Annotated in this window: 27 protein-coding genes; all 27 read right to left on the reverse strand. The window is 60.7% G+C overall.

The annotated features are described in order from the left end of the window. Positions 1 to 30: 30 nt before the first annotated feature. On the reverse strand, positions 31 to 2,826 hold the full coding sequence (locus tag CDQ92_RS13125; RefSeq protein WP_088441823.1) for a hypothetical protein: 2,796 nt from the start codon (positions 2,824 to 2,826) through the stop codon (positions 31 to 33). Beyond that, on the reverse strand, positions 2,826 to 3,068 hold the full coding sequence (locus CDQ92_RS13130) for a D-Ala-D-Ala carboxypeptidase family metallohydrolase (RefSeq protein WP_088441824.1): 243 nt from the start codon (positions 3,066 to 3,068) through the stop codon (positions 2,826 to 2,828). Before CDQ92_RS13130 ends, CDQ92_RS13125 begins: the two co-directional genes overlap by 1 nt. Before the next feature lie 49 nt (positions 3,069 to 3,117). After that, the gene (locus CDQ92_RS13135; RefSeq protein ID WP_088441825.1) at positions 3,118 to 3,723 is read right to left on the reverse strand and encodes a hypothetical protein; all 606 of its coding nucleotides are present in this window, start codon (positions 3,721 to 3,723) and stop codon (positions 3,118 to 3,120) included. Continuing rightward, on the reverse strand, positions 3,723 to 4,370 hold the full coding sequence (locus CDQ92_RS13140; protein WP_088441826.1) for a hypothetical protein: 648 nt from the start codon (positions 4,368 to 4,370) through the stop codon (positions 3,723 to 3,725). The genes CDQ92_RS13135 and CDQ92_RS13140 overlap by 1 nt, the downstream gene beginning before the upstream one ends. Next, entirely contained in the window at positions 4,367 to 4,714 is a 348-nt protein-coding gene (locus CDQ92_RS13145) for a hypothetical protein (protein ID WP_088441827.1), read from the reverse strand. The genes CDQ92_RS13140 and CDQ92_RS13145 overlap by 4 nt, the downstream gene beginning before the upstream one ends. Before the next feature lie 240 nt (positions 4,715 to 4,954). After that, positions 4,955 to 6,442, reverse strand: a complete 1,488-nt coding sequence (locus tag CDQ92_RS13150) for a DUF1996 domain-containing protein (RefSeq protein ID WP_144035773.1) — start codon at positions 6,440 to 6,442, stop codon at positions 4,955 to 4,957. After that, the gene (locus CDQ92_RS13155; RefSeq protein WP_144035774.1) at positions 6,439 to 7,779 is read right to left on the reverse strand and encodes an SPRY domain-containing protein; all 1,341 of its coding nucleotides are present in this window, start codon (positions 7,777 to 7,779) and stop codon (positions 6,439 to 6,441) included. The genes CDQ92_RS13150 and CDQ92_RS13155 overlap by 4 nt, the downstream gene beginning before the upstream one ends. Position 7,780: 1 nt before the next feature. Continuing rightward, on the reverse strand, positions 7,781 to 8,086 hold the full coding sequence (locus CDQ92_RS13160) for a hypothetical protein (RefSeq protein WP_088441829.1): 306 nt from the start codon (positions 8,084 to 8,086) through the stop codon (positions 7,781 to 7,783). Positions 8,087 to 8,098: 12 nt separating this feature from the next. Beyond that, on the reverse strand, positions 8,099 to 8,353 hold the full coding sequence (locus CDQ92_RS13165) for a hypothetical protein (protein ID WP_088441830.1): 255 nt from the start codon (positions 8,351 to 8,353) through the stop codon (positions 8,099 to 8,101). Further along, positions 8,350 to 9,753, reverse strand: coding sequence for a hypothetical protein (locus tag CDQ92_RS13170; RefSeq protein WP_088441831.1), 1,404 nt, complete (start codon positions 9,751 to 9,753; stop codon positions 8,350 to 8,352). Before CDQ92_RS13170 ends, CDQ92_RS13165 begins: the two co-directional genes overlap by 4 nt. Next, on the reverse strand, positions 9,750 to 10,382 hold the full coding sequence (locus CDQ92_RS13175; RefSeq protein ID WP_088441832.1) for a phage adaptor protein: 633 nt from the start codon (positions 10,380 to 10,382) through the stop codon (positions 9,750 to 9,752). Before CDQ92_RS13175 ends, CDQ92_RS13170 begins: the two co-directional genes overlap by 4 nt. A gap of 9 nt (positions 10,383 to 10,391) precedes the next feature. Beyond that, positions 10,392 to 10,712 (reverse strand): hypothetical protein, encoded by a 321-nt coding sequence (locus tag CDQ92_RS13180; protein WP_229667103.1) that lies wholly within the window; start codon positions 10,710 to 10,712, stop codon positions 10,392 to 10,394. Next, the gene (locus tag CDQ92_RS21180) at positions 10,705 to 10,863 is read right to left on the reverse strand and encodes a hypothetical protein (RefSeq protein WP_158213839.1); all 159 of its coding nucleotides are present in this window, start codon (positions 10,861 to 10,863) and stop codon (positions 10,705 to 10,707) included. Before CDQ92_RS21180 ends, CDQ92_RS13180 begins: the two co-directional genes overlap by 8 nt. Before the next feature lie 48 nt (positions 10,864 to 10,911). Further along, positions 10,912 to 11,088 (reverse strand): head fiber protein, encoded by a 177-nt coding sequence (locus CDQ92_RS20900; RefSeq protein WP_144035775.1) that lies wholly within the window; start codon positions 11,086 to 11,088, stop codon positions 10,912 to 10,914. Between the two features lie 66 nt (positions 11,089 to 11,154). Then, complete coding sequence (locus tag CDQ92_RS13185; protein ID WP_158213840.1) at positions 11,155 to 12,105, reverse strand: DUF5309 domain-containing protein; 951 nt, start codon at positions 12,103 to 12,105, stop codon at positions 11,155 to 11,157. A 12-nt stretch (positions 12,106 to 12,117) separates the two neighbouring features. Further along, entirely contained in the window at positions 12,118 to 13,083 is a 966-nt protein-coding gene (locus tag CDQ92_RS13190; protein WP_088441834.1) for a hypothetical protein, read from the reverse strand. Positions 13,084 to 13,118: 35 nt separating this feature from the next. After that, positions 13,119 to 13,397, reverse strand: a complete 279-nt coding sequence (locus CDQ92_RS13195; RefSeq protein ID WP_088441835.1) for a hypothetical protein — start codon at positions 13,395 to 13,397, stop codon at positions 13,119 to 13,121. Further along, a complete protein-coding gene (locus tag CDQ92_RS13200; RefSeq protein ID WP_088441836.1) occupies positions 13,394 to 13,633 on the reverse strand; it encodes a hypothetical protein in 240 nt (79 codons plus the stop codon). Before CDQ92_RS13200 ends, CDQ92_RS13195 begins: the two co-directional genes overlap by 4 nt. After that, positions 13,630 to 16,701 (reverse strand): portal protein, encoded by a 3,072-nt coding sequence (locus CDQ92_RS13205; RefSeq protein WP_088441837.1) that lies wholly within the window; start codon positions 16,699 to 16,701, stop codon positions 13,630 to 13,632. The genes CDQ92_RS13200 and CDQ92_RS13205 overlap by 4 nt, the downstream gene beginning before the upstream one ends. After that, the gene (locus CDQ92_RS13210) at positions 16,698 to 17,996 is read right to left on the reverse strand and encodes a PBSX family phage terminase large subunit (protein ID WP_088441838.1); all 1,299 of its coding nucleotides are present in this window, start codon (positions 17,994 to 17,996) and stop codon (positions 16,698 to 16,700) included. Before CDQ92_RS13210 ends, CDQ92_RS13205 begins: the two co-directional genes overlap by 4 nt. Next, positions 17,993 to 18,277: a hypothetical protein gene (locus CDQ92_RS13215; RefSeq protein ID WP_088441839.1), complete on the reverse strand. Its 285-nt coding sequence runs from the start codon at positions 18,275 to 18,277 to the stop codon at positions 17,993 to 17,995. Before CDQ92_RS13215 ends, CDQ92_RS13210 begins: the two co-directional genes overlap by 4 nt. A 490-nt stretch (positions 18,278 to 18,767) precedes the next feature. Then, complete coding sequence (locus CDQ92_RS13220; RefSeq protein ID WP_144035776.1) at positions 18,768 to 19,157, reverse strand: hypothetical protein; 390 nt, start codon at positions 19,155 to 19,157, stop codon at positions 18,768 to 18,770. A gap of 152 nt (positions 19,158 to 19,309) precedes the next feature. After that, on the reverse strand, positions 19,310 to 19,474 hold the full coding sequence (locus CDQ92_RS21185) for a hypothetical protein (RefSeq protein ID WP_158213841.1): 165 nt from the start codon (positions 19,472 to 19,474) through the stop codon (positions 19,310 to 19,312). Between the two features lie 151 nt (positions 19,475 to 19,625). Next, on the reverse strand, positions 19,626 to 19,904 hold the full coding sequence (locus CDQ92_RS13225) for a hypothetical protein (RefSeq protein ID WP_088441841.1): 279 nt from the start codon (positions 19,902 to 19,904) through the stop codon (positions 19,626 to 19,628). Continuing rightward, entirely contained in the window at positions 19,897 to 20,844 is a 948-nt protein-coding gene (locus CDQ92_RS13230) for a helix-turn-helix domain-containing protein (RefSeq protein WP_088441842.1), read from the reverse strand. The genes CDQ92_RS13225 and CDQ92_RS13230 overlap by 8 nt, the downstream gene beginning before the upstream one ends. Next, a complete protein-coding gene (locus CDQ92_RS13235) occupies positions 20,841 to 21,188 on the reverse strand; it encodes a hypothetical protein (RefSeq protein WP_144035777.1) in 348 nt (115 codons plus the stop codon). The genes CDQ92_RS13230 and CDQ92_RS13235 overlap by 4 nt, the downstream gene beginning before the upstream one ends. Continuing rightward, complete coding sequence (locus CDQ92_RS13240; RefSeq protein ID WP_144035778.1) at positions 21,185 to 21,418, reverse strand: hypothetical protein; 234 nt, start codon at positions 21,416 to 21,418, stop codon at positions 21,185 to 21,187. The genes CDQ92_RS13235 and CDQ92_RS13240 overlap by 4 nt, the downstream gene beginning before the upstream one ends. Between the last annotated feature and the right edge of the window lie 231 nt (positions 21,419 to 21,649).

A 21,649-nucleotide genomic window follows, 5' to 3' on the forward strand; every position in this document is an offset into this window, starting at 1 on the left:
GCCGCCGCCGGTAGGGTCGTGATCCAGAGTTTACTGGATAAACGGGATAGCCGCCGCACTCCCGACGCTGGAACCGAAGATACCGCCGGTTTTCCTGGCCCGCTTGACGTAGACATCCCGCGCCGCTGATTTCTTGGTCAGCGCCTCGATCAGGGCTTTAGTCTCGGCGGGGTTGGTGTTGAACAGGAGCGGGGCGAGTTGGTCGGCTTTCTTCTTGCTTGCGCCCAAGCGGTAGGTATCCTTCAGCCAGTTGGCGCCTTTGCGGCCCAATTCACTCACGCCACCGCCGCCAGTTGCAGCCGCAAAGCCCACGTCGATTGCGGTTCCCATGGGGCTGTCAAACGCTTCGTCTGCCGCCGCGCGCATTGCCGTAGGCGAGCCGCCAAGCGTATCATAAGCGGTGCGGCCCATGGTCTGCTCAACGTCATAGGCCTGCTTCATCGCCGCCGCCGGTTCCTCACCGAATACCGTGGCGGCGCGCTGCTGGGCAACGGGCGAACCATAGATATTCTGATAGGGGTTCGACGAATACCGAACCTTGTCCACCGTGTCCGCCATGGCAGCGCGCTGGCCTAGTTTGAACTGCTCCTGCTGTCCCGGCGTCATCCCCTGCATACGAGGGGCGATGTCGCGCGGGTTGGCGGTTGCCATGTCACGGCCCGTTTGCAGAGCCTCGCGCTCGGACGCCGGTCCAGCGAAGGCGGCGCGAGCCTGCGGATACGTATCGGGATAGAGCCGGTCCACTTCAGCGACGAAGTTTTTACGCAGACCTTCGACCGAACCGCCCTGCTGATCGAGATCGAGCCTGCCAGTAACGGGGTTCTTGTATTCGCCAACAACGTCGTCGAGGCCACGTTTCACGAAATTGAGCGTATCCGGTGACGGATCTTGGCGCAGTACAACCTGCCCCTGCTGATCGAGATCGAAGCCCATAGAGTTGGGGTCGCGGCCTTCATTGGCGGCAATGGTACGGGCTTTGGTCAGAGCCTCCCGGCCAGCCGGGGTCGCAAGAAGCGCCTCCAATTCAGGAGAGGTGCGAGCTGGTTGCGCACGGAATGCGTCGTAGTACGGCTTGCTGTCAATGCGAGCCTTTTCCAGAAGCCGCGCGCTGATTTCGTTCGGATTGTCGATAGGGCCGAAATTGCGGGCAATCTGTTCCTGCGCGCGGTCAGCCTGACCAAGCGCACGGTTGCCGAGCGTATCGCGAGCCAATGCGTAGGCTTCCGGCGACTTGCGAACCACCGAGCCGCCGAGCGTCTGCAACTGCGGCGACGTGTCAGCCAGCGCCATGGGAAGGCCCATAGCCTCCGCCTGCGAAAGCTGTTGCGTCACGTCATCGGGAACGCGGGCAACTGCGGCCTTTTCGCCACCGCTAAGCGCAGCCGGGACGGGTGCGGCACGGTACGGGACCGGCGAGCGACCAAACAGGCCACGCCCAGCGTTCGCCACGGCATTGCCAGCGCGGCCAACAGTCTGTGTTGCTGCCTGCCCAGCGCGAGTTCCCGCAACCTTTGTCGCGAGCGGTGCCAAGACGTAGCGACCAGCGATATTACCGCCCAGCGCAGCCGTGCCGCCCCACAGGGCGCCATCACGCCCGCCCTCGACACCGCCACGCGCCGTGCCATAGGCAACATCACCAGCGGCGCCGCCAGTGCGAGCGACAAGCCCGCCAGCGCCAAGACCCTTTAAAAGCGCGTTGGCACCAAACATGCCAGTGATCGACCCACCCACATCCCCAGTGAACGACGCGACGGGGTTTACCTGCCGATCCGCGCTGTTGGTCTGCTCCTGCAAGCCCATGTTGGCGTCATACGCCTGCCCGAACGTGCTGCCGTCCCATACAGAACGGTTGTTCGCGCCAAACAGGTTGTCGATCGGCAGCAAGGCGTTTGCACCAGCGGCGAACTTGTCAGCCAGCCCCAAGGTGCCAGCGTTGGCGAAATTGCGCCCCACGGCGTCAAGGCCACCCATCGCGGTGTCGCGCTGACTTGCGGCAGGATTGCCACCGCTCACAGGCGGCGGGCCACCTTCAACGGGACCGTCAGGGCCGTAGTAATTGCCTTCACTGCCGACATAGCCGGTCAGTGGGTCGCGCTGCTGCTTTTCGGCCTGCTGCTGCAAGCGTGTCGCAGTCTCGGGATCGACGCGGGTCAGCATCCCGGTATAGCTGTCGCGAGCGCGTTTCAGGGCAGCCAGAAACTCAGGCTGCGACTGGTTCGGGTCAAGGTTCGCCACGGTGCTACGGAGCAGATCAAGCTCCTTTTCCGTGACCTGTCCGAGAGCGCCGCCGGTCGGGCTGTTGTCGCGCATTTTCTGCAACTCAGCGAACGCAAGATTGGCGTCCACGGTTTTCAGCTTCTGCGCGATGTCATAGGCTGCCGTGCCTTCCCACCCGCGCAGGCGGGCGCCGGTAAAGCCGGTTTCGCCCCAGCCGCCGTTGTCAGCCGCATCGGCGGCGATGTTGTCGATCTGGTTGATGACGTTCAACAGCGCGGAGCTAGCGGTGTTGGGACCGCCCTTTTTCGCCTCAGCATCGCGTGCCTGGTTGAGCTTCATCTGAGCCAGTGCGGCGGCGATCTGTGCTGCCTGCGCATCAGCGGCAGCCTTGGTGCCAGCATAAGGAGCGGCGGCGGCGTCAACCTGATTGCCGATCTGTCGAGCCTGCAAATCAGCTTGCGCCTGTGGCCCAGCATACTGCCGTGAGGGATCGGCGGGCTTGATCTGCATCCCGCCCTGCTGCTGGTTGGCATTGCCGACGTAGGACACAGGATTGCCCTGTGCGTCCACGTTCCAGATGTTACCGGCTTCGTCGATTGCTTGCTGCATTATCGTTTCAATCCTGTCGTGCCGCGCTTGCCATAATAGGGAACATTCCAGCCATCGCCCTCGGTGTGGACGTGGCCGTCGTGAATGAATGCCTTGCGAACGCCGGGGAGCGCGCGAGCCTCGCGAAGCAGCGCGTTTAGATCGGGGCCGTCGTAGTCAATTGCGGTGCCGTCGAGATGGCGGCTATTGCGAACGCCGCCGACAATCCGGTTGCCCTCCGGTGTGCGCCGGCCACTTGTCATCGCCCCGCCCTTGAGGCGCGCGGGCGGGACGAACCCAGCCGGTGCGGCCTTAGCGAAAGGTGCCAGACGGGGTTGCCGTCTGACCTCCGTAGGGCTTGAGGGAGCCAACCGGCTTCTGCGGTGCGACCATCGCGCCGCCGCCGCCCATTTGCGAGCGGGGCAGGAACTGGCGCGTCACGCTGCCGTCAGGGTTGGCTACGTCAACGGCGACGGGCGGGCCTTCCGAGAGGTTGCGCAGATACTGCTGTGCCGCCTCAGGACCGAGTTTCGACGCAAGGAACTGATAGTCGTTCACCGTGTCGTTGTTGATCGGCGCGGGGTTGGCGCGTTCGTATTCCTGTTTGGCCTGCCAGTCCGTCATCTCGTCACCACGGCGGCGCTGGTACGTCTGCTCTGCGTATTGCTGCGCTTGCCGACGGTTGCGCTGGTCGATCAGGTTAGGGACATATTGGGCCTGTCCCCCGCCAGCGATCGATAGGCTGTCACCCAGCACACCGATAAGCTTCTTCCAGTCAAAGCCCTTTTTAGGGGCCATAGGAGCGGCTTCTGCCGTCATGGCAGGCTGCATAGCGGGCGAGGCGCCGAACAGGCCCCCACGGCGCGGGAACGGCGTATTTTGCTGCATCGGGTCGCGCTTCATCGGCAACATGGTCATTAGCCGCCTCCTGCATAGGCTTGCGCCGCGTTACCGGCCATCTGGGCGAGCAATCCGGCAAGGCTGCCCTTCTGCGTGGTCTTGGTGTATTGTCCAAGCAACCCACCGACGCCCTGCCCTGCGCCGACCGCAGCACGGACAGGCGCTTGCATCGCGTCGTAAGCAGCGAACGCCGGATCGAGTACGCCGTTCTCAGCAGCCACAAGACCGGGAATCTGCGACACGGCCTGCCCCATGCGGTCCCGTTCTGCGCTGTAATCGCCATACCGTAGCGCCGTGCTGTTCTTTGCTAGCTCGCGCCCGACGATGCCGCTGTGCGCGCTGCCGCCGGTCAGTCCGCGCGTACCGAGCGAGGCCGTCACCCCGTTGGACACGTCGTTGCCGGTCTGGTCGATCATCTGCTGAAGGTAAGGATTGCCAGCGTCCAGATACTTGCCGCCCAGCACGTCGGCATTGTAGCCACGCGCTGCCGTGATGTTCGGATCACCAGCTTGGTATTTCGCCAACACGCTATCCATGATGCCGCCGAACTTCTGCGCGCCAGCCTGCAAACCCGGCGCAGCCTGATTATAAGCTGACGTGATGTTGCCCGCCGCGCCCTCCACCTCTTTCGAGTAGATCGGCTTTGTGGAACTCTTCGATTTCATGGCAATTTTAACTCCAGGTCGTCACCAATTTGCGTCCAATGCGGCAGGATTCGCCGCCAGCCCTTTCGCCCTTCGATGACCAAGCGATTGCAGCCGATTTCCTTTGCGAATGCGGACACCTCGCGCTCGGCGGTCCCGCACCAGTCACGCACGTTGAGGCCCACGCCGACCCAGATGCGGATTGCGTCGTCAGTCGTGCGCTCCAAAACGAGAAACCCGCCCTTAACAGGCCAGCCCATCGCATGGCCCGCGCTCACCTTATCGATGATGTCGCTCGCCGTGCTGCCGCCTCGTTCCGCTGTCTTTACGATGTCCGGCCACCAAGGGCTGGACCAAGGCGTCATGGTCGCCCGATTTCCAGAAACGGCGGGCGGGATTGCGAGCAGCGCATCACGGCACCCAATGCTTTTTCGCGCGAAGCATGATATGATCGCCGAATGATCGTACTTCTGACCAAATGGTATTCCGCCGCCCACGCCCGCTGGCTTCTGCGCGGCAAGCCGGGGCGTTGCATCCGTTGCGGGCGAGAGGCCGATGAGGCCGAATGCTCACCGTGCGCTGGAATGCGGGAATGGTAGGCACTATCAATGGCCTGCGTGTGTCGTGAACGGCCCAGCCGGATTAGCCGGTAGCTGAACCATCAGGTTGCGCGCAGTCGTGTTGAACTCCGGCGTCTGCACCACTTGCGGCGAGCGCGTCAGGTCGGGTGCGTTCACGCCCGAATAACCGCCGACTAATGCCTGCGTCGTGCTGATCAGCGAACTATCGCAAGTGTGCATGTCGCCGCCCGAAAGACCGATGCAGAAATCCTGCCATTGCGTTAGAACGGTATCGTCCCAGCCATTCATCCAGTCGGTGTGCATGGATTCGCCGGGGCGCATGTCAGGGTCAAGCGGATCGATCGCTTGCGCTGCCATCGTGGCCATCGCGTCAGATGAGGCGTACCACGTCCCGTAATCACTAAAGCCCTGATGCTTGAACCAGAGGGTTGCGGTTAGCTGCGGCAGTTTGAACCAGCCGTTCGGGCATCCTTCGATGATCGAGCCGGTGGCGACGTTATCGGTGACGCGCGGGCGGAGATGCTTGTAGCCACCCGGCGACCAAAGGTTCGTTCCATCATAACAGGCAGGCGCGTTGAACGCCGCTTGGAGCCACATATCCGCTGTGCAGGCGCCGCCCCAAGGATCAGCGCCCGCGCTTGTCGTGAAGCCGGGGTGATAGTCTCCGGTGACGCTCGGGATGACTGCGCTTTTCGCGTTGTTGTAACAAATCCATCCCATGAACCCGTTGCCATTGTAGGCGTATCGGCCAGACGTGCTGGGTTGGGCGTTGGCTGTTGCGATCTTCGCCTTGAAAATCGTATCGCGAGGGTCATCCATGTTGGTGCCGAAGATGTAGCGCAGTCCGCGTGGGAGGCGGGACGCCGCTGCGGCAAGGGTGGCGGGGTTCTCGACATAGTAGACGATGATCTCGTCCACTTTGACGGCGTAGGCCTTGCCGTCACCAAAGGCATTGGGCTTGATGATGCAGGGGAACCAGTAGCCGGTGGCGTTATACGGCCCGCCTGCGATGGTCGAGGCTGCGCGCTTTGGGGTTCCGTTCGCGTTCGCATTCGCGCGGGTCCGCATCGACGCATAGGTCGAAAAGGCGTTGGTGTTCGTGTTGCCAAAGAACATATGGCAATGAGCGGTCCCCGGCTGACCCCAATTGCGGATCGGATCGTCATAATTGACATGGCTATAGTCCGCGACGGTGCGGAATTTCGCTTCTTCCCCGGCTGGGTTCGTGATCTTGTGGCAAGCCCCCGGCACATTCTCATCGCAAGACACCGTGGCGAGCCATCCTGTTGCCGTTGAGGGAATGTCTGCGGGCTGTACGGCGATAACAGGCATCGTGCCGCCTCGCGCATTCGAGCCGTCACCAATGACGTTGGGCGTGGTCCCCGATGCGTAGGCGTCGGGGGGTGGCGAATAGGCCGGAACATCAGGTGGACGGACAAAGCCGTCCTGGATTGTCTGCGCCGACGCAATGGACGGCATGAGCAGCAAGAGGGCGATCAGAAAACGGGTCACAGGTCATATCCTACGAAGCTAGATGGGATGGTTCCGACGAAAGCCGAAGCCCCGCCGTTGAAGGTCACTTGTCGCTGATCGGTGCTTTTCACGAGCATGGAGGCGTAGGCATACCAATCGGTCATGCCAGCGGGGCTAAAGCCGCCCGTTCCTGCCGCCGGGTCGCCGTTCCAAGTGATGGTGGAGCCTGCCGGGGCGGTGTAACCGTACCAGACCTTGCCAGCGGTCGTGTCGAAGGCGATGCTGACAATCGCGCCTGCGGCGAGCGTGGGAGTGACGCTGCTGGTCGAAGCGCCGTTGTTGAGGACGACGCCCCCTTGGCTCAGACTGATGCCATCAGGCGTTGCAACCGTACCGGGATAGTTGGCATTGAGGGCGGTCCAGCCATAGGTCGAAGGGCCTACACCAAACACAACGACGGTGGAGGGCATGGCGTCCAGCGTCATCTGGAAGAATCGCTTGCCAGTGCGGGACTGAGTAACGCGCACCTTGCCGTGCTGGCCAGTGTTTTGTGAGCGCGAGGTAGCGGTCAAGTTGCCGTTGGTCAGCACCGTCCCAGAGTAAGCCGCCGATGCGTCGAAGGTCGTGGGCGTAAGGACAACCACCGTGTCGGTGATCGTGTTGGACCACGCACCCCAATCAATACTCAGCCCGTCATCGCTGTCACGGCCAAGGCGGATACGCAGATATGCGGCGCCTGCCTTTTGGTTGTCGAGACTGGTGAACGGGTCCAGCTCAACCGTGCCGTCAACGTCGTCGTCGGTGAGATCTTCAATCGTGACAATGCGGGTTTCGTCGCGAATAGCGCCTTCGGTCGGGTAGTTCGTCGTAAAGCCGCTGTCCCCTGCGATTTGCAGGTTCCAGTAATAGCCGACGACATAGGGGATTGCATCGACCGAGAACGTGATAATGTCTCCGCTCGCGCTGGTCTTGGTGATCGCGGGCGTCGGAATTTCCGCCTCAGTCGTGACCGAGAAGGTATCGGACACGCCGCCAATCGTCAGTGCAGCGTTCGCGATGGTCGAGTAGCTGGCTGACGTGGTAAGCCGTACCTTGACGGTCTGGCCGTTCGTCACCGTGCTTGGCGCAGATGCCCAAGCCCCGGCGCCGATTTGGTACTCTCCCCCGGTGACAGAGATGGCGGAAGCGGTGTTGATGCCAGCCACGGTAATGGCGTTGCTCTCAACCACCGTCGAACGTGCGGCGCCGACCTGATCGGTAAAGCTAAATGCATCGGGGGTGCTGTCACTTGGGGTAGGCGTGGGGGTGCCAGCGATAGCGGCAACACTCCAGCGACCGGTATGGCCACGTCCGCGACCGCCCCAATGGATGGCCACGTTAGATACCGCTTCCCGGCGTGAAGTGGATTTTGCCGGTTGCGCCCGCTGCGATTGCCGAAACATAGAAGGTTGTGGCCGTCAGGTTCGGGAAGCTCAGCACCTCGGTAACGCCGGGGCCGAGCGGCATACCCGTTGCCACGGCAGACGTTACCGTCACATCGCCAAAGTCGATCCAGACGGTTGCCGTGCCGTTGTTCATCACCCGGACGCTTCCCGGTGCGCCTGCGATAGCAACGCGCTGTGATGCTGCGGATACGTCGATATTGACGGTCTTGGCCGGTTGCGGCTGAAATGGTGTTGCCATGTTTCTAATTCCTTACCAATGGTCTCTCCAAATTGTGCCGTCGTAAGTGCGCAATTTGTGAGAAGTGCTGTCCTGATAGGTCATGCCCTCAACGGGGCTGACAGGCTCGGCAATGGGGGTGAACGTGATTGTCTCGACGGTGTGCGCCTCAAGGGCCACGATGCGCGCCTGCAGGGACGCCATGGTGTTCATGCCGCCGTTGACCGCCTGCGCTACCCGTCGCGGCCAATCCTTGTTGGTTTGGGTTTCGGGAACGATGAGAGTCATCGGTTGCCGCCGCTTTCAACGTCGTATTCGAAAGCCCTCACGTAATTCCAGGAATGGCCTGCCGGGATCGACAGGCGCGTGGCCACGTACTTGCCCGACGCTCGCACCGCCATGACGCCGCTGTCCCGCATCGAACCCGTCGTTTTCAGATTCTCCGCGTCACCAAGGCGCTGGCGGCAATCCAGGACGCACGATGCCGCCGTCAAATCACCGACAGGACGCACTGACCGCAGCCGTGAAACCCTGTCCTTTGCGAACTCGACAAAGCCCATCCAGACCCTCGCAGCCAGCGGCGGGCCTTCCAGCGTCCCGATCTGCCCATTCTGCACAGCGAACAAGCGAGGCGCGCCGCCCGAAAAGCGGGGATCATCAACCGTCAGCGCCGGGTCGCTGTCAACGTTCGTAATACCAGTGTTGTCGGTGTCCGTGGACGACGTGAAGCCCGAAAAGATGCCGTCAACGACATATGCCCCGGTGGACCACTCTTGCAGCGTCCAGTTGTAGATCCATTCCTTGCCGGGGTTGCCGGGGAGTACCCAGCTAACCAGCGTCCGGCGCGGATCAACGGCGCCGTAAATGCGATGCCATTCGTCACGCGGGACTTGTGATTGAAAGTCGCGGTCAACCTTTTCGTTACCGATGGGGACAGGAAGCTGCCCATCCTCACAAGCCATAAAGCCACGGTCGGACAGGAAGAACACCGAGCGCCCATGCTGGCAAACCGAACCCTTGGAAGCGCAGCCCACGTTGGGGGTGATTTCGTCGAACTGAAACGGTGCGTCAGCAGCCCCGGTGCGCGACATGCGAACCAGGCGGCCACGTTGCAGGATAATCCCGAACTCGCCCCCGGCGATGCCCATGATCTCGCCGCCTGTAAGCATCGGCTGAAAGCCCGATTGATCCGTTCCCGGTGTCCATCCGGTATGGTCATTGAACGCCGACCACTGGACCAGCAGGATGTCGCCGCCAGCTTGCCCGCCGACGACATAATCCCCCACAACCGTGATGCACGTAAACGTAGGCGCACCAGCTAATGCTGCCGCCGTGCCAGCGTTCAGATTAACCGCTTGCGTGACCCCGCCATTGACCGCGACAACAAAGTCACCGAACTGTGCGTAATTCCACCGCTTCGTGACGGTCAGCGCAGACAGGAGGCTAACCCAACCCCCGGCAGAATAGCGCGACAGCGTCGTTGTCGTCCCCGCCAGCAGGTAGCTTGTCCCGCTCGTCGAGATGAACGCCCCGCCCCCGTTAAATGCCGCAGGAAGCGCCGTGGAGTTGGTCAGGAATGACCCGATAGGCCGATACCCATCCGCTGCACGATACACGTTCTCTGCCACGGTGATGACACCGCTGTTGATGGACTGGTCCGGCAGGTACGCCGGAAGGTCGATCCTCACACGACGCCGATCATCGTTGGCATCATGGGCGAGCCGCTGTTGCGATACCGCTCGCTTTCGTCGATCATCTGACCGATCACCGTTTCAAACATTGCCCGGTAGCGATCGATGCGCGACGAATCCGCGATGAAGTCGGCAGCCTGCACCAACGCCCCGTAGAAATAGGCGTCCGGGTGAAGCTGCAAAATCCAGTTGCTCGGCGCCGTTTCCGTGAGCGACGTAATCTTGCGCTCATAAACCAGCAAACCGCTGTAGGCCGTGGCGGGGACGGGCGAGAACCAAAGCTGACCAGCAACCACCGCATAGGCATTGGGGCAGCCGGTGTGCGAGCATAGCGACGAAGGCGCGGAAAGGCTCAGCGGCCATGTTCCGTTGGACGAAACCGTAATGTGGCGCACGGCCTTGAAGTCGGACGGCAGGGTTGCAGTCTGCGCGCTGATCGTCAGCGGCGCCGTTACCTCGCGAGCGGCGACAGGAAGAACGCGCTCCATTTCGCGCTCGGCAAGGTAGATAAAATCAGCCAGGTCGTCATCGTCAAAATCACGGTCCAGCCGCGACGAGATGGACGCCTTGAGGCCTGCCAGCGTTTGAAACCGGACACTGTCTTCGGTCGAGATGACAATCGTCATGGACAGCCCCTAGATGATGAAATGATTGGTACGGAGGTGGCGATATTCGTCGCTGTTAAGCAGACGCTTCACGCCCTCTGTGTGGTTCTTGTCCCAGAAGCGAACGCCGTGCTTCGTCAGCCATTCCATGATGATGACGTTGGGAATCTTCGCCGCATGCCACATATCCGAACGCTTATCGAAACCCTCGGCCTGCATTTCCTTGTTGTGGTCAAGGATAGCCGACGTGTCCTGTTCGTAGCGAAAGAACGTGGTGTCGGTTTCTTCGTCGTAACTGTGCCAAGTCGTCATGCCCGAAACGGGGTCATGGTCGAAAAGCCGTTCAGACACGCTCGATCCACCCGCTGGCAAGGTAGGTTTCGGCGGCATCGCCATCATCGGGCTGGTCGCGCAGCAGCGTCGTGCCGTCGTCCAGATGCAGCTTGTCGATCACGACCACATATTCCGGCTTTTCGACCGGCTTAGCTTTGGCTTTCACCATGGCAATTCTCCATGAAAAAGGGCGGGAGCCATAGACCCCCGCCCGTTATTAGGTTGCTATAACGCCAGCCGTGCGCAGCTTGGCGAGTAGGGCGTTGATGTCCGTCACAAGGCCCGCGACATCAGCCGCAGCCGTGTTGGCCTGCGCAGCGGCCTGTAGAACCGTGCCGGGACGTGCCGTGGTGGCGCGCCCGTTACTTTGGGATACCGGGGAACCAGCAGCCATTTGTTTCACTCCTGAAAAAAGGTGGAGGCCGAAACCCCCACCCCATATGGTTGACAGGCGAACCTATCAGGTCAGATCGGCAATCAGCGCGTTGCCTGACTCGTTGAGCGACTTGAGCGCGCATTCGGTGTAGAGCGCGGTGCGGTCGGCAAGGCCGGTGACAGCGAGAGCGCGGCGCTGCATCGGATCGAGCGTTGCGATCTCCCACAGTTCCGGGTCCACAATCAGCGCATCGCGCGTCGAGCAGAAGCGATCCGGGACCAGCCGGATTTCACCAACGTCGCTGACGTAAACGTCGGCGCCCGCGATGATTTTCAGCTTCTTGTCGCCCGTTTCACGGCGCGCATCGGCAAGGCCGGCGAAACCGGCTGCCGTCTGCTTCTGGGTCAGCGACATGATTGCCATCGTCGGGTCACCGCCAGCGTTCCAAGCAGCCGAAACAGCCGCCTTGAGCAGCGTTTCGGTGAAGGCGCGCTGAGTGCCGTTGGTGGCCGCAGCGACGATACCCGCTGAGAAGCCGCCATCAGCGCCGCCAGCGCCACGCGAGTCGTTGGTGGTGATCCACGCCAGCGCGCCAGCAGTTTCGCCGGCCACGGACGCCGTAGCGGCCACAGAGGCATAGTTGCCGGTGAAACGCTTTTCCATGTCGCGCTTCATTTCCTTACCGGCCTTGGCGACCTGATAGGAATGTTCGTTGGCGCGGCCAGCCTGCTTGACGGCCTGTGCGGTCGTCGAGGTGCCGATGACCTTCTTGAAGATCTGGGTGTGCGTACCGACGCGGGTCGTTGCCGGACGGCTTTCGTTGGCCAGATCATCGCCCTGGATGGTCTTGTTATCGTGGTTCGCCGCCACCAGGGTGTCGGTCTGCCATTCGGTGTACGTCGCCTCAGCCTTGCCGCGACCGATCGACGAAACGAACGGGGTGTCGGTGGGGCTGATGTCGTAGATGATGTCGGAAAGGTCTTCGCGGTTGCCGATGCGGCCCACCGCCTGAACGGTATTGGTTGGAACTGCCATGGTACTAAATCCTTAGCCTAGTGCTGTGATAGCGGCTGCGGCGTCCCGAATGTCTCCGGTTTCGCGTAGCCGCTGCTGTGTCTTGACCTGCGCGCGGGCTTTGCCGCTGCCCAAGGGCTGGGCGGCATTGGGTTTCGCGGACTTGGCCTCTCGGACGCGCGTCATCTGCTTGGCCATCAAGGCCTTGTATTTGTCGGCGTCCTGTTTCCACCCATGGGCAGCGACCAGCGCCTTGAAGTCCGTCGCGTTGCCATCCCGCAAAAGGATGTCGCGCTCATATCCAAGGGCCTCCGCTGCGCCGAGCGCCCGGTCAAAGAAGTCTCCGCGCGTTTCCTCGTTCGCGACCTCTGGGATGGCTAGAAGTTCCCGGTCGCGCTGCTGGATAAACGCCTGATCGATTTCCTGACTGGCCTCGTCACCGAGCGCCGCTACTTGCTGCACGAGTTCGTCGTGCTGGGCTTTCATGGCGTCGTATTGGGCTTTCTGTGCGATATATTCCCCCGGATTGACCCGAGCCAGTTCGGCATCGGGCATTTGCGGGGATAGATGGCTTGCGAACTCCGCAAGCTGCGTGGCGAATACCGCTTTCGCCTTGCTGTGCGCCTCTGCCGCTTGCGTCTTTGCAGATCGTTCGGCATGGGCGGCTTTCGTCGTGGCCTCTTGGACCTGTGCGTTGCGTCGGGTTTCACTCGCGGCCCATGCTTGCTGGGCTTCCACTGGAAGCTGCGCAAAGACCGCCTTTTCCTCCGCGTTCAGGCTGACGGGCGCATCGATGGCCGTTTCCGGTTCGTCGCTTTCGTCGTCCTGCTCATCATCCTCGGGTTCATCGCCTTCCGGCGCGTCGTCCTCGGGTGAATCGTCGTCAACAGGCTCGTCTTCGTCCTGCTGCGCAAAATAGTCGTCCAAAGCCGCCGCCGCATCGTCCGTTGTATCCAACGGGCGCACGTCGAGGGCTTCCGGGGTTTCCGGATGGGCCATCGTTTATACTCCAGGGTGATGCGCCGTAGCGCGGCTTAGTAAAGCTTGCCGACCTTGCGGACGCGCTCAACGTGGGCCTTGCGGTCCTTTTCGACCTGGCCCCCGTCAATGATGAAACGAATATGGGCGTCCAGTTCGCCGACGATCTTGTCAGCAATGGACAGCTTCAATAGCCCGTCGGTGTCCCTCGCTCCCAACGTCTGGGCGCGCTCGAAATAGGCGCGGCGAAGGCCGGACAGAACATCGTCAAGCCCGCCGTCCTCGTCGTAGAACGATTGCCAGCGGCTTGCGCGGTGCAGCGGGTCTTCGCTCATAGCTTCTTTGCGTCCCGCAGAATCGGATAGACGATCTTCCACTGCCAAAACCGCACCAGCCGACCGGGGACGGTTTTCAGATTGTTGCGTAGGGTGCCGCTGGGTCGCCATGACCATGGCCAGAACAGGCAAACCAACTGCGACCAGTTCTCAAACGGCGAGTTGCAGCCAATGCGCCAGTGCAGACGAAGCAGGCGTGACGCCAATTTGCGGCCGATTTTATCGCTTAGCGTCATTCTGCCAGACTCCCGCCTTCACGGTATTTCTTCATTTTGGCGTCGTTGTCGGCGCGCTGCTGGGCGAGCATGGAATCTTGCTGGAATTGGCGGGTTGCCATCTCCTGCTCAAACGCAAACCGCTGCTCCGCCTGCTGCGCCTCGAATGTCGCCTTGTCGCGGGCAAGCTGGGCCTGCGCCTCGGCTTCTTCGCGCTGCAACTGCAACTTGAGAGCCGCTTCCTGCTGCATCATCTGCATCTTGGCGGCTGACATGGCCTGCTCGCCTTGCAGCTTGTTCGCTTGCAACTGTGTCTCAGCCTCGACCTTCGCCATTTCGGGATCGGGCTTCGGCTCCTCTTGGACCGGGTTACCCTCGGCGTCCAACTCAGGCTTTGCAGGGTTGACGAAATAGTCGTCAGGCTGACCCAAGCCAGCATCGCGAACAATCGCACCAGCGTTGTTGAACAGGTGCTCTTTTTTGACCATGCCGATTTCAAGGCCTTCGCGCTGAATATCGAGCAACTGCATCCGCAGCGCCAAGCGATATTCCTTGCGGCCCGTCCCCATGCCGACACGGATAACCATGTCAGGCTCATCGGGCCACATCGCCGGATCGACCTGTTGATACTCGCCGTCCATCTTGAGCTTGAACGGCTGGCCGAACTCTTTGACCAATCGGTATTTCTTCCACATCAACCGCGCAAAGCACTCGGCAAAGTTACGGGCGATATATTCCTCAAACTGCTGGCCCTGCGCCTGCATCATGGCAGTGCCGGATGCGGTGTTATGCGTGACAGTGAAACGGCGACCGACGCAGAACAGGCCATCACTTGCATCGACCGTAAGGCAGCGCATCGGCTTAATCGCGATACGTTCGATAGATTTGACGACTTGAGTAGCCGCGTTGGCCTTGGCCGGACGCCAATGCTCAGCCTTGCGGGATAAGCGGAACGGGCAATCGGCAAGCGAGAATGTGACCTGATAACAGCCGGCAGCGGTGGCGGGGCGGACACTCGGCCAACCACCGAGACTCTCGATCAAGCGAACGGCGTCGTCTAGGAGCTTTCCGCCCTTCTGCACGAACACACATAGCGCATTGCTATGGTGACAGCCATCCGTGTCCATGAGGCCACGGAGCAATTCAAGGCGCTGGCGATAGGACGCGTGGAAATATTCCTCGGGAATGTGTTTCCCGACGATGCCCGCGTCTCTATCAGCATCGCCGCGCTTGAGCATCTTCATGCCGCGCAGGATGGGGTACAGCCCCTTGACGTAGTAGGTTTTAGCTGCACCGCTGTTCTGTTGTTTATCGATCGTCAGCCCGCCGTACTCTTCGGCCCAAGCCTCAGTATACGCGACCGTTTCTGCTTCCATCGTCGTTATGCGCGGAGCGTGGAGGCTGCCATCACCGAGCCATGTACCGAGAAGGTACGGGTCTAGAGGAAGCTCGCGCTCAGCGCCGGTAAGGGGGCGCTGGACGCGCGGGATATAGACCAAGCCCCTGCCCTGCATCATCTCAAAAAGGCGGTCAGTATCTACGGTCTGAAACTTGTTATAACGCTTGTCATTATCGGTCTGGACGGTCCACAGGTGCTCGCCGCCCGCGTCAATTTCCTCACCCGACGAGAAACGGATGCGATAAGCCCTCTCGGGATCGTGAATTTCGTGCGCTTTGACGACGCGGACGGAACCGCCGTCAGAGCCAATCAGCCAATCGTTATCTTCGACATCGGCCAGCAACTTATAGGCGCCGGATGCCATCGGAACCGGCGTCTCCACGCAGAGCATCTTGTTCAGCGCGTCGGCGTCAAGGCCTTGGTTCAGGCGGGTAATGCCGGTGCGGCTTTCGCGCTCCCCGGTCCAGAACTCCATCACGTTGATGCTGCGGCCAGCGTCAAACCCGGCATTGAGCGGGGTCGGGGCCATACCCTTGCCGCGCACAGGCGAGCCGGGAATGACCGTCAAAAGATCGTTGTAGGTGTTTTCGTTGACGCTTTCCTGCGGCACCCAATAGCGGGGCATATTCGACAGATACATGCCGTTCATCAACTGGCGGGCGACCACCGAACGGATGCGCTGAATATCCATTGTCTTGTCGGCAAGGCCATCGCCAACAATGCGGTGCGGGCGCGGGAACGGTGTGAAGATCACGAACGGGTGATCGTCCACCTCTTCCTGCTTCAGAATCTTGTCGGCAACGCGGAACACTTTCAGCCGCTCGGCAATGCCGTCGCCGTCAGCGTCGATCTTGATATATTCTTCCCACAGCGTCACCTCCTGCATGGAGGGATTGACGTTGTCGTCGCGCCAATGCTGCCAGTCGTCACGAGCGGCGCGGCGCTGGTCGGTCAGCAAATCGTCCTCAGTGGACAACTCATAAACCATATCGGCGTCGAAACCCATCTCGACCAGCTCGGAGCGCGTCTTGCGGCATACATGCGCAAGATAGTCCGCATCATCCTCATGGCGGGCGCGGGCGCTGAAACGAAACTCTTCCGAAGGCAGCGGGTAATCATAGAAGCGGGTCTTTTGCGCCTTGGTCTTGATCTTGACCCGGAACGTGCCGTCTTCGCCTTGCGTGACCTCAGCATCATCGGGAAGCTCGCCGCGCTCCTCGGCTGCCATGAGATCGTCAGCAGTGCCGGTGTAAACCTTGGTGCTGATGCTTTCCTCTTCAACCATCGCCGTCTTGGTCGCACAGTACTTCTCAATCAGCCCAGCCTTGAGCCAGTCCATCAGGATGCGGTAACCGTCCTGGTCCTGCATGAAAATCTGGTGCATCGCAGCCGTAGCCTGATCGACGGCCTTGGCCTCGCTCTCATCCTTGGCCTCAAACTCGCACACGCGGTCACCAGCAACAAACAGGCGCCCCACGCTGATCGTCATGTAATCGACCGTCTCGGCAACATCTTTCAGAACGATCTGGCTAAGCCCATCAACCTCATCGCCAAACGGCTCGCCCTGATAATATTTGATCGCCTCAGCCTGTTCCTCATAGACCGTGGTGTCGTAAAAGCCGCAAGCCGCCGTCGCCTCGCTCTGGAGAGCCTGCAACAGTTCGTCTTCGGTTAGGGGTTCTCGCTTCATGCTACCCCTTTCATCAATCTGCTAAGGTCCAACGGCGCTGCGGCCTTGGGTTCCTGATAGACACTGCACATCAACCCGAAGGCGTCCGCGCTATGGCTGTTGCCGTCGTGGTTCGGTCCAAGCCCGATCTTGCGCTTTTCGTCGCGCTTCTCATGGTATGCCGCGATGGCCTTCAAGCCGCCCGCGCACTTCGCTTCGTCTATCCAGATGCGGCTGAAATGCTCGCGGACCTTCTCGACCCGCTGCATCGCTGCGCCCTTGCCCTGATTGGGGACAACCTCAACGTCGTACAGCGCATCCTCAAAGGACTTGCGGTAGGACGTATCAATAACCTTTTCCTGCGTGTCGCCGTCGTGCGGCAGCCAGATCTTGACGCGGCCCGGTGCGTAGCCCTGTGTCCGCAGCCAATCGAGATGCGAACCGATCGGTTGCCCCTGCACCTCGTAATGATTCACACACTTGATCGTCAGGCCGATGAACTGCGCAGCCCAGAATACGAAGTTATCCGCCTTCGCCCCGGTGCCCCCAATGTCGGCAAACAGGTGAATGACCATATGCGGATCTTCGGGAACCGTCGTGATGCGGTTCTGCTCCCGTGCCGCAGTCAGATGCGTGGTGAAGTAAGCCCCCTCGAAATGCGTTTTGTAAGCCCCGCCCCAAATATGCTCGTAGCTATCGGGACGACGTTCCTTGTCGTTCAGCCGCTCGGCTTCAAGCACCTTGGGGAACCACGGGTTATCCGCGAAGTTCAGTTCAACAATCCTGGCATCGGGCGGCGGGTTCTTGCGAAAGCGCAGGTCGGTCGCGCTGTCCTCAATCTCGGGGTTCCACGTTACCCAGATTTCCGAGTTATCCTCGCGGACAGTCGGAACCAGCTTCTCCCATGCGGTCTCAGTGATCGGGTCAGCTTCATCGGCCCAGCACAGAAGGATGCGGGCTTTCGATTTGATGCTGTCCAGATGGCGCGACAGGCCAACGAATATAAACTCAACCCGGCGGCACTTGGTGCGGATGAACGTGTCGCCAATCTCGAAATGCGCTTCAAGCCATTCCTCTGACCGGATCGCCGCCTTGATCTCAGCCATTGAACTGTCATCCAGCGAGTTCATAAACTCACGGACGCAGAGGATGATCCCTTCCTTGCCAGCCTGCGCGCATCGGTGCGCGTGAATGGCTGCCATCTTGGCGAAGCTTCGTGTCTTGGCCGACCCTCGCCCGCCATAGGCTCCCCGGTATCGAGCGGAGCCAGTGAATACCGGTATCAGCTTCGGGGGAAGCTGGACTTCGACCTTCATCCGCTCACAAGGCGGATTTCGGTAATCGCCTTGAATGCGCCCCCGCCCTCGCCAGTGACCTGGAGCGGCAACAGTTTCGGATACACAGTGGACCAGAATGCTTTTTCATTCTCGGGCGCCTCTTTTGCCCAAGCTACCAAACGGTCCTTGCCGCCAAGCGCCGCGGCGGCTTCCGCGATGACATTCTTCGCTTCTGCCGTGACTTTGTTCACCGAACCCTTGGGACGCCCACGCCCACGGTTCGACAAATTGTCGCCCTCTATTTTATTCGGCTCAGACATGGGCCAATCCTCTCTTTCCGCTCCCAATGGGTGGGCGGTTTCGGATCGTGAAATATCGGCGTTGCTAAGCTTCGCTGCTCATATGAAAGGGTCGGAACCCTCGGAAGCGCACAGCGTTAAGTCAGGAACCAGAATAGCCGTTAAGCCCGCCGCCGATGGTCGGGCCAAGGAGAACGCGCTTCCTGTCGATCAGAGAAGTCGAGTAGCCATCCACACTACGAGAATGACGAGAATGCAGATCACCAATGCACGTTCAATGTTCACGGCTGATCTCCTGAAACTTCCCGCCGCGCGACGAACCAACGCTATCTCAAACATAGGTGAGCAATGGTTGCGAGGTTGTCGGCGGCGGGGTCCGGCGCGGAACAGGGAGGAACGCTTGCCGGAAATGAAAAGGGCCGCCCGTTATGAGCAGCCGGTTGCGGTCGCAGTTCGACCAATGACGGATTGGCTACCATGTCCTCGCGAGCATGACAAGAGTCTTTGTCACCTAAAACTGCAAACGCTCTTTGTCGGCGATGATGTCAGCTACGAACCGGACCACCGTCAAAGCGCGAACGCTCGGCGCTGATCGGCCCAAGCGTGACCCGGCAGTTCCCGCAGGCTCATCGAACCGTATGCAGTTCTCAAAGGTCTGCCAGTAGGCGCGCGGGATATATCCGGACTCATACTCGCCTGACATGCCATTGCCGCCACAGACGCGCTTGAGATCGTCGCTGGCGTCCATCCGGCGCAGGATCATCGCCCCACTTTCCCCGTCATCGTTCGCAGGGCTGGTGCGCTCGTCATAGCTCGCGGTCGTGCGCTGTTCATGTCCTACTAGCGCCCATCGCTTTTGGCACCAACCGATCGCGGCGAGCTGGCTATCTGTCAGTTCCATAGCGGCCTTCCATCGTGTGAGCGGGCTTGCCCCGTGATTTTGCATGACCCCATCAAGCAGGCGTTCGGTCCCGCCCGTCTTTCGTGCAACCTCGCCCTTGGTCGGGCGCCCTGCCCGCTTGATCTTGGTCGATATTTTTGCCGCCCTTGCCATTATGCCCCGTCCTCCATTAATCGCGCGATAGTCGGGTTGACCTCGTCGTTGTCGATCGCTTCGATAACCCGATTGATGAACTGGTCAGCGGTTATGCCGTCTGGTGGAAGGTAAGCCCGAGCCGCTTTGACGATGTCGCGGACGATCTTGTCGGAAACGCTCATGCCCGTGGCCTCCCTGCTTCCATCGCGGCATTCACGCAGAAACGCGCGGTCTCTGCTGAGACCTTCCACGTCGGGTAGAGCGCCCTTAATTGGTCCATGGTGATGGTTCCTTGACGGTACGAGATCAGGTCGTTGGTCATTTTCTGGAAGGTCATCGATCGGAGTACGGGACGCGCAGATTGCTGGCAGCGCGGCGAACGGGGCCGTTCGGGCTTTCGTCGCCGTCGAACATCTTGCGGCTATCCAGGACATGCTGGATCTCACCGTCTGGCGTCGTGCGAGTTGCGACGAACCAGTGAATGCCCTGCGCTATCGTGAAGTTCATCCGGTTGAGGCGGGCAGCGTACTGCTCCAGAGATTCGAGGGTGACTTTACCGCCCCCGCCGTCGCCGCCGCCTTGACGGCGAACCATGATTGCATTGTCAGCCATATGCGCCCTCCAATAATTTCGTGAATGATTTGGTTTGCAGGAAGAAATCGAAGTCTGCCTTCCAGTCTGACTTCTCGCCCCGGCAGAAAGGCGAGCGTTCAACGGCGTCCAGCGCCGTGGCGAAGTCGTCTGGTGGATGTTGGGCTATCATCGTCCGCAGCCGCTTCTGGCGCGGCGTGGTCAGCACCTTGGCGATAGGCAGGCCGTTCTTGGCTGCCATATCGTTCCAAGCGTCCAAAACATCTTTGGGCTTAATCGAAGGCGGGGACGTATCAGCGTTAGCTGATACAGGGGATGAAGGTTCCCTTGAAGGTTCCGTGTCCCGTTTTTGGGACTGTTTCGGCGGAGAAACGGTACCCTTTAACAGTCCCGTATTTGGTATACCTTTTTCGGTATCCTTATATTCTATGTTCATGCAGCGGCTGTCACCGATGCAATCTTTGATGAGCATCGCCTCTGCAATATCGGCAGCGGTTCGGCTTTCGTGCGACGATACAATTTCCTTGGTCAGCGGGATGGAGTGATAGGCGCAATGCTTGGGCCAGCTTCCCGAACCCATGTATCCGTCACTCTCAGGTGCGCCTGAACATGACCGGACGCCGATGTAATAGGAGCCGTCATCCGCGCGGAGCCTGTAGACGTAATGGGAATCACCGACGATGCGCGGGCCGCTTCCAACAGCCGCCTCATAGACCTTGATTTGCTTGGTCCGACCGCCGCGCTCGCCAGTGTCGCGGATCAGCCCCATGGCCTCCAGCTTTGCGACATTGGCGATGATCGTCTTGCGGTCCTGCCCCGTGATTTCGGACAGGTGCTCGATGGACGGGAATATCTTGCCGGTCTTGTAATTGGCGCACTCGCACAGCGCGATCAGCGTGAACTTGACCGCCGACGGCTTGACGTTGACCTTGAAGGCCCATGCGAGGGCTTCGCTGCTCATGCGGCTTGCTGCAACTTGCCGGTGCGCGAATAGCGCGTGGCGTGGGCGGAAATCAGATCCTCAATAACCTTGCGGCTCTCAGCAGCGGGCAGCATCTTGACGCGGGTCAGGCGGCGATATTCGTCCCGGTACTCTGGCGGGCACCATGAGAGGCGCGAGCGCGAAGCCTGAGTGCAATACTCGCGGACGCGATCAGGATTGTCGGCGGCGAATCTGCGCAATGCCCCTACCCGCTTGACCGTATTATGTGGCAAGTTGCCAAGGTCGAGCGCGTGGCGGCGGCAAAGGCCAGACACGTTGCGACGCGACAGCGGCTTTCCGCAGGTGGTGCAGCCGTCCATCATTCGACCTCCACGAACACGGCGCCGCCCTTGATCGGGCCGCCGAAGATGATGCGGGGAGCGCCTAGCGAGGCGTCATTGATGCCAAGGGCGCCAGCGATGCCGTCCTGGTATGCCTTCATGGCCGCTGCGGCATTATCCGCATCGATCGGGTTCGCGGTCTTGGGATGGATCGTGTAGACCAGTCGAGCGGGGACAGCAGGCGCCCGCATGGTTGCCAGATAGCCCTTCATCGACATGTAGGCGTCAAGCTTGGCCTTCGCGGTTGCGCGGCTCTTGGTTCCCCAATGGACGCGACCGTTCGGCCATAGTGCTTTAGGAGGGAATGGCAGCTCGATCATTTGCCCTGCCTCTGGAAGCCGTGGGCGCGAGCGAGCGCGGCAATGGTCTTGACGTGCCGGTCGAACCGCTCACCTATCCAGCGATAAGCTACGGGCGGCTGCGCAGCGATTGCCGCAAGGATT

Source organism: Sphingopyxis bauzanensis, assembly GCF_002205675.1.
Lineage (GTDB): Bacteria > Pseudomonadota > Alphaproteobacteria > Sphingomonadales > Sphingomonadaceae > Sphingopyxis > Sphingopyxis bauzanensis.

Coding starts and splice junctions, on each gene's coding strand:
- CDQ92_RS13160 (WP_088441829.1), bottom strand. CDS start 8,086: ATGGCAACACCATTTCAGCCGCAACCGGCCAAGACCGTCAATATCGAC.
- CDQ92_RS21185 (WP_158213841.1), bottom strand. CDS start 19,474: ATGAGCGTTTCCGACAAGATCGTCCGCGACATCGTCAAAGCGGCTCGG.
- CDQ92_RS13190 (WP_088441834.1), bottom strand. CDS start 13,083: ATGGCCCATCCGGAAACCCCGGAAGCCCTCGACGTGCGCCCGTTGGAT.
- CDQ92_RS13195 (WP_088441835.1), bottom strand. CDS start 13,397: ATGAGCGAAGACCCGCTGCACCGCGCAAGCCGCTGGCAATCGTTCTAC.
- CDQ92_RS13165 (WP_088441830.1), bottom strand. CDS start 8,353: ATGACTCTCATCGTTCCCGAAACCCAAACCAACAAGGATTGGCCGCGA.
- CDQ92_RS13220 (WP_144035776.1), bottom strand. CDS start 19,157: ATGGAACTGACAGATAGCCAGCTCGCCGCGATCGGTTGGTGCCAAAAG.
- CDQ92_RS20900 (WP_144035775.1), bottom strand. CDS start 11,088: ATGGCTGCTGGTTCCCCGGTATCCCAAAGTAACGGGCGCGCCACCACG.
- CDQ92_RS13210 (WP_088441838.1), bottom strand. CDS start 17,996: ATGAAGGTCGAAGTCCAGCTTCCCCCGAAGCTGATACCGGTATTCACT.
- CDQ92_RS13235 (WP_144035777.1), bottom strand. CDS start 21,188: ATGATGGACGGCTGCACCACCTGCGGAAAGCCGCTGTCGCGTCGCAAC.
- CDQ92_RS13125 (WP_088441823.1), bottom strand. CDS start 2,826: ATGCAGCAAGCAATCGACGAAGCCGGTAACATCTGGAACGTGGACGCA.
- CDQ92_RS13240 (WP_144035778.1), bottom strand. CDS start 21,418: ATGAAGGGCTATCTGGCAACCATGCGGGCGCCTGCTGTCCCCGCTCGA.
- CDQ92_RS21180 (WP_158213839.1), bottom strand. CDS start 10,863: ATGGTGAAAGCCAAAGCTAAGCCGGTCGAAAAGCCGGAATATGTGGTC.
- CDQ92_RS13200 (WP_088441836.1), bottom strand. CDS start 13,633: ATGACGCTAAGCGATAAAATCGGCCGCAAATTGGCGTCACGCCTGCTT.
- CDQ92_RS13145 (WP_088441827.1), bottom strand. CDS start 4,714: ATGACGCCTTGGTCCAGCCCTTGGTGGCCGGACATCGTAAAGACAGCG.
- CDQ92_RS13135 (WP_088441825.1), bottom strand. CDS start 3,723: ATGACCATGTTGCCGATGAAGCGCGACCCGATGCAGCAAAATACGCCG.
- CDQ92_RS13140 (WP_088441826.1), bottom strand. CDS start 4,370: ATGAAATCGAAGAGTTCCACAAAGCCGATCTACTCGAAAGAGGTGGAG.
- CDQ92_RS13215 (WP_088441839.1), bottom strand. CDS start 18,277: ATGTCTGAGCCGAATAAAATAGAGGGCGACAATTTGTCGAACCGTGGG.
- CDQ92_RS13130 (WP_088441824.1), bottom strand. CDS start 3,068: ATGACAAGTGGCCGGCGCACACCGGAGGGCAACCGGATTGTCGGCGGC.
- CDQ92_RS13175 (WP_088441832.1), bottom strand. CDS start 10,382: ATGACGATTGTCATCTCGACCGAAGACAGTGTCCGGTTTCAAACGCTG.
- CDQ92_RS13225 (WP_088441841.1), bottom strand. CDS start 19,904: ATGGCTGACAATGCAATCATGGTTCGCCGTCAAGGCGGCGGCGACGGC.
- CDQ92_RS13230 (WP_088441842.1), bottom strand. CDS start 20,844: ATGAGCAGCGAAGCCCTCGCATGGGCCTTCAAGGTCAACGTCAAGCCG.
- CDQ92_RS13185 (WP_158213840.1), bottom strand. CDS start 12,105: ATGGCAGTTCCAACCAATACCGTTCAGGCGGTGGGCCGCATCGGCAAC.
- CDQ92_RS13205 (WP_088441837.1), bottom strand. CDS start 16,701: ATGAAGCGAGAACCCCTAACCGAAGACGAACTGTTGCAGGCTCTCCAG.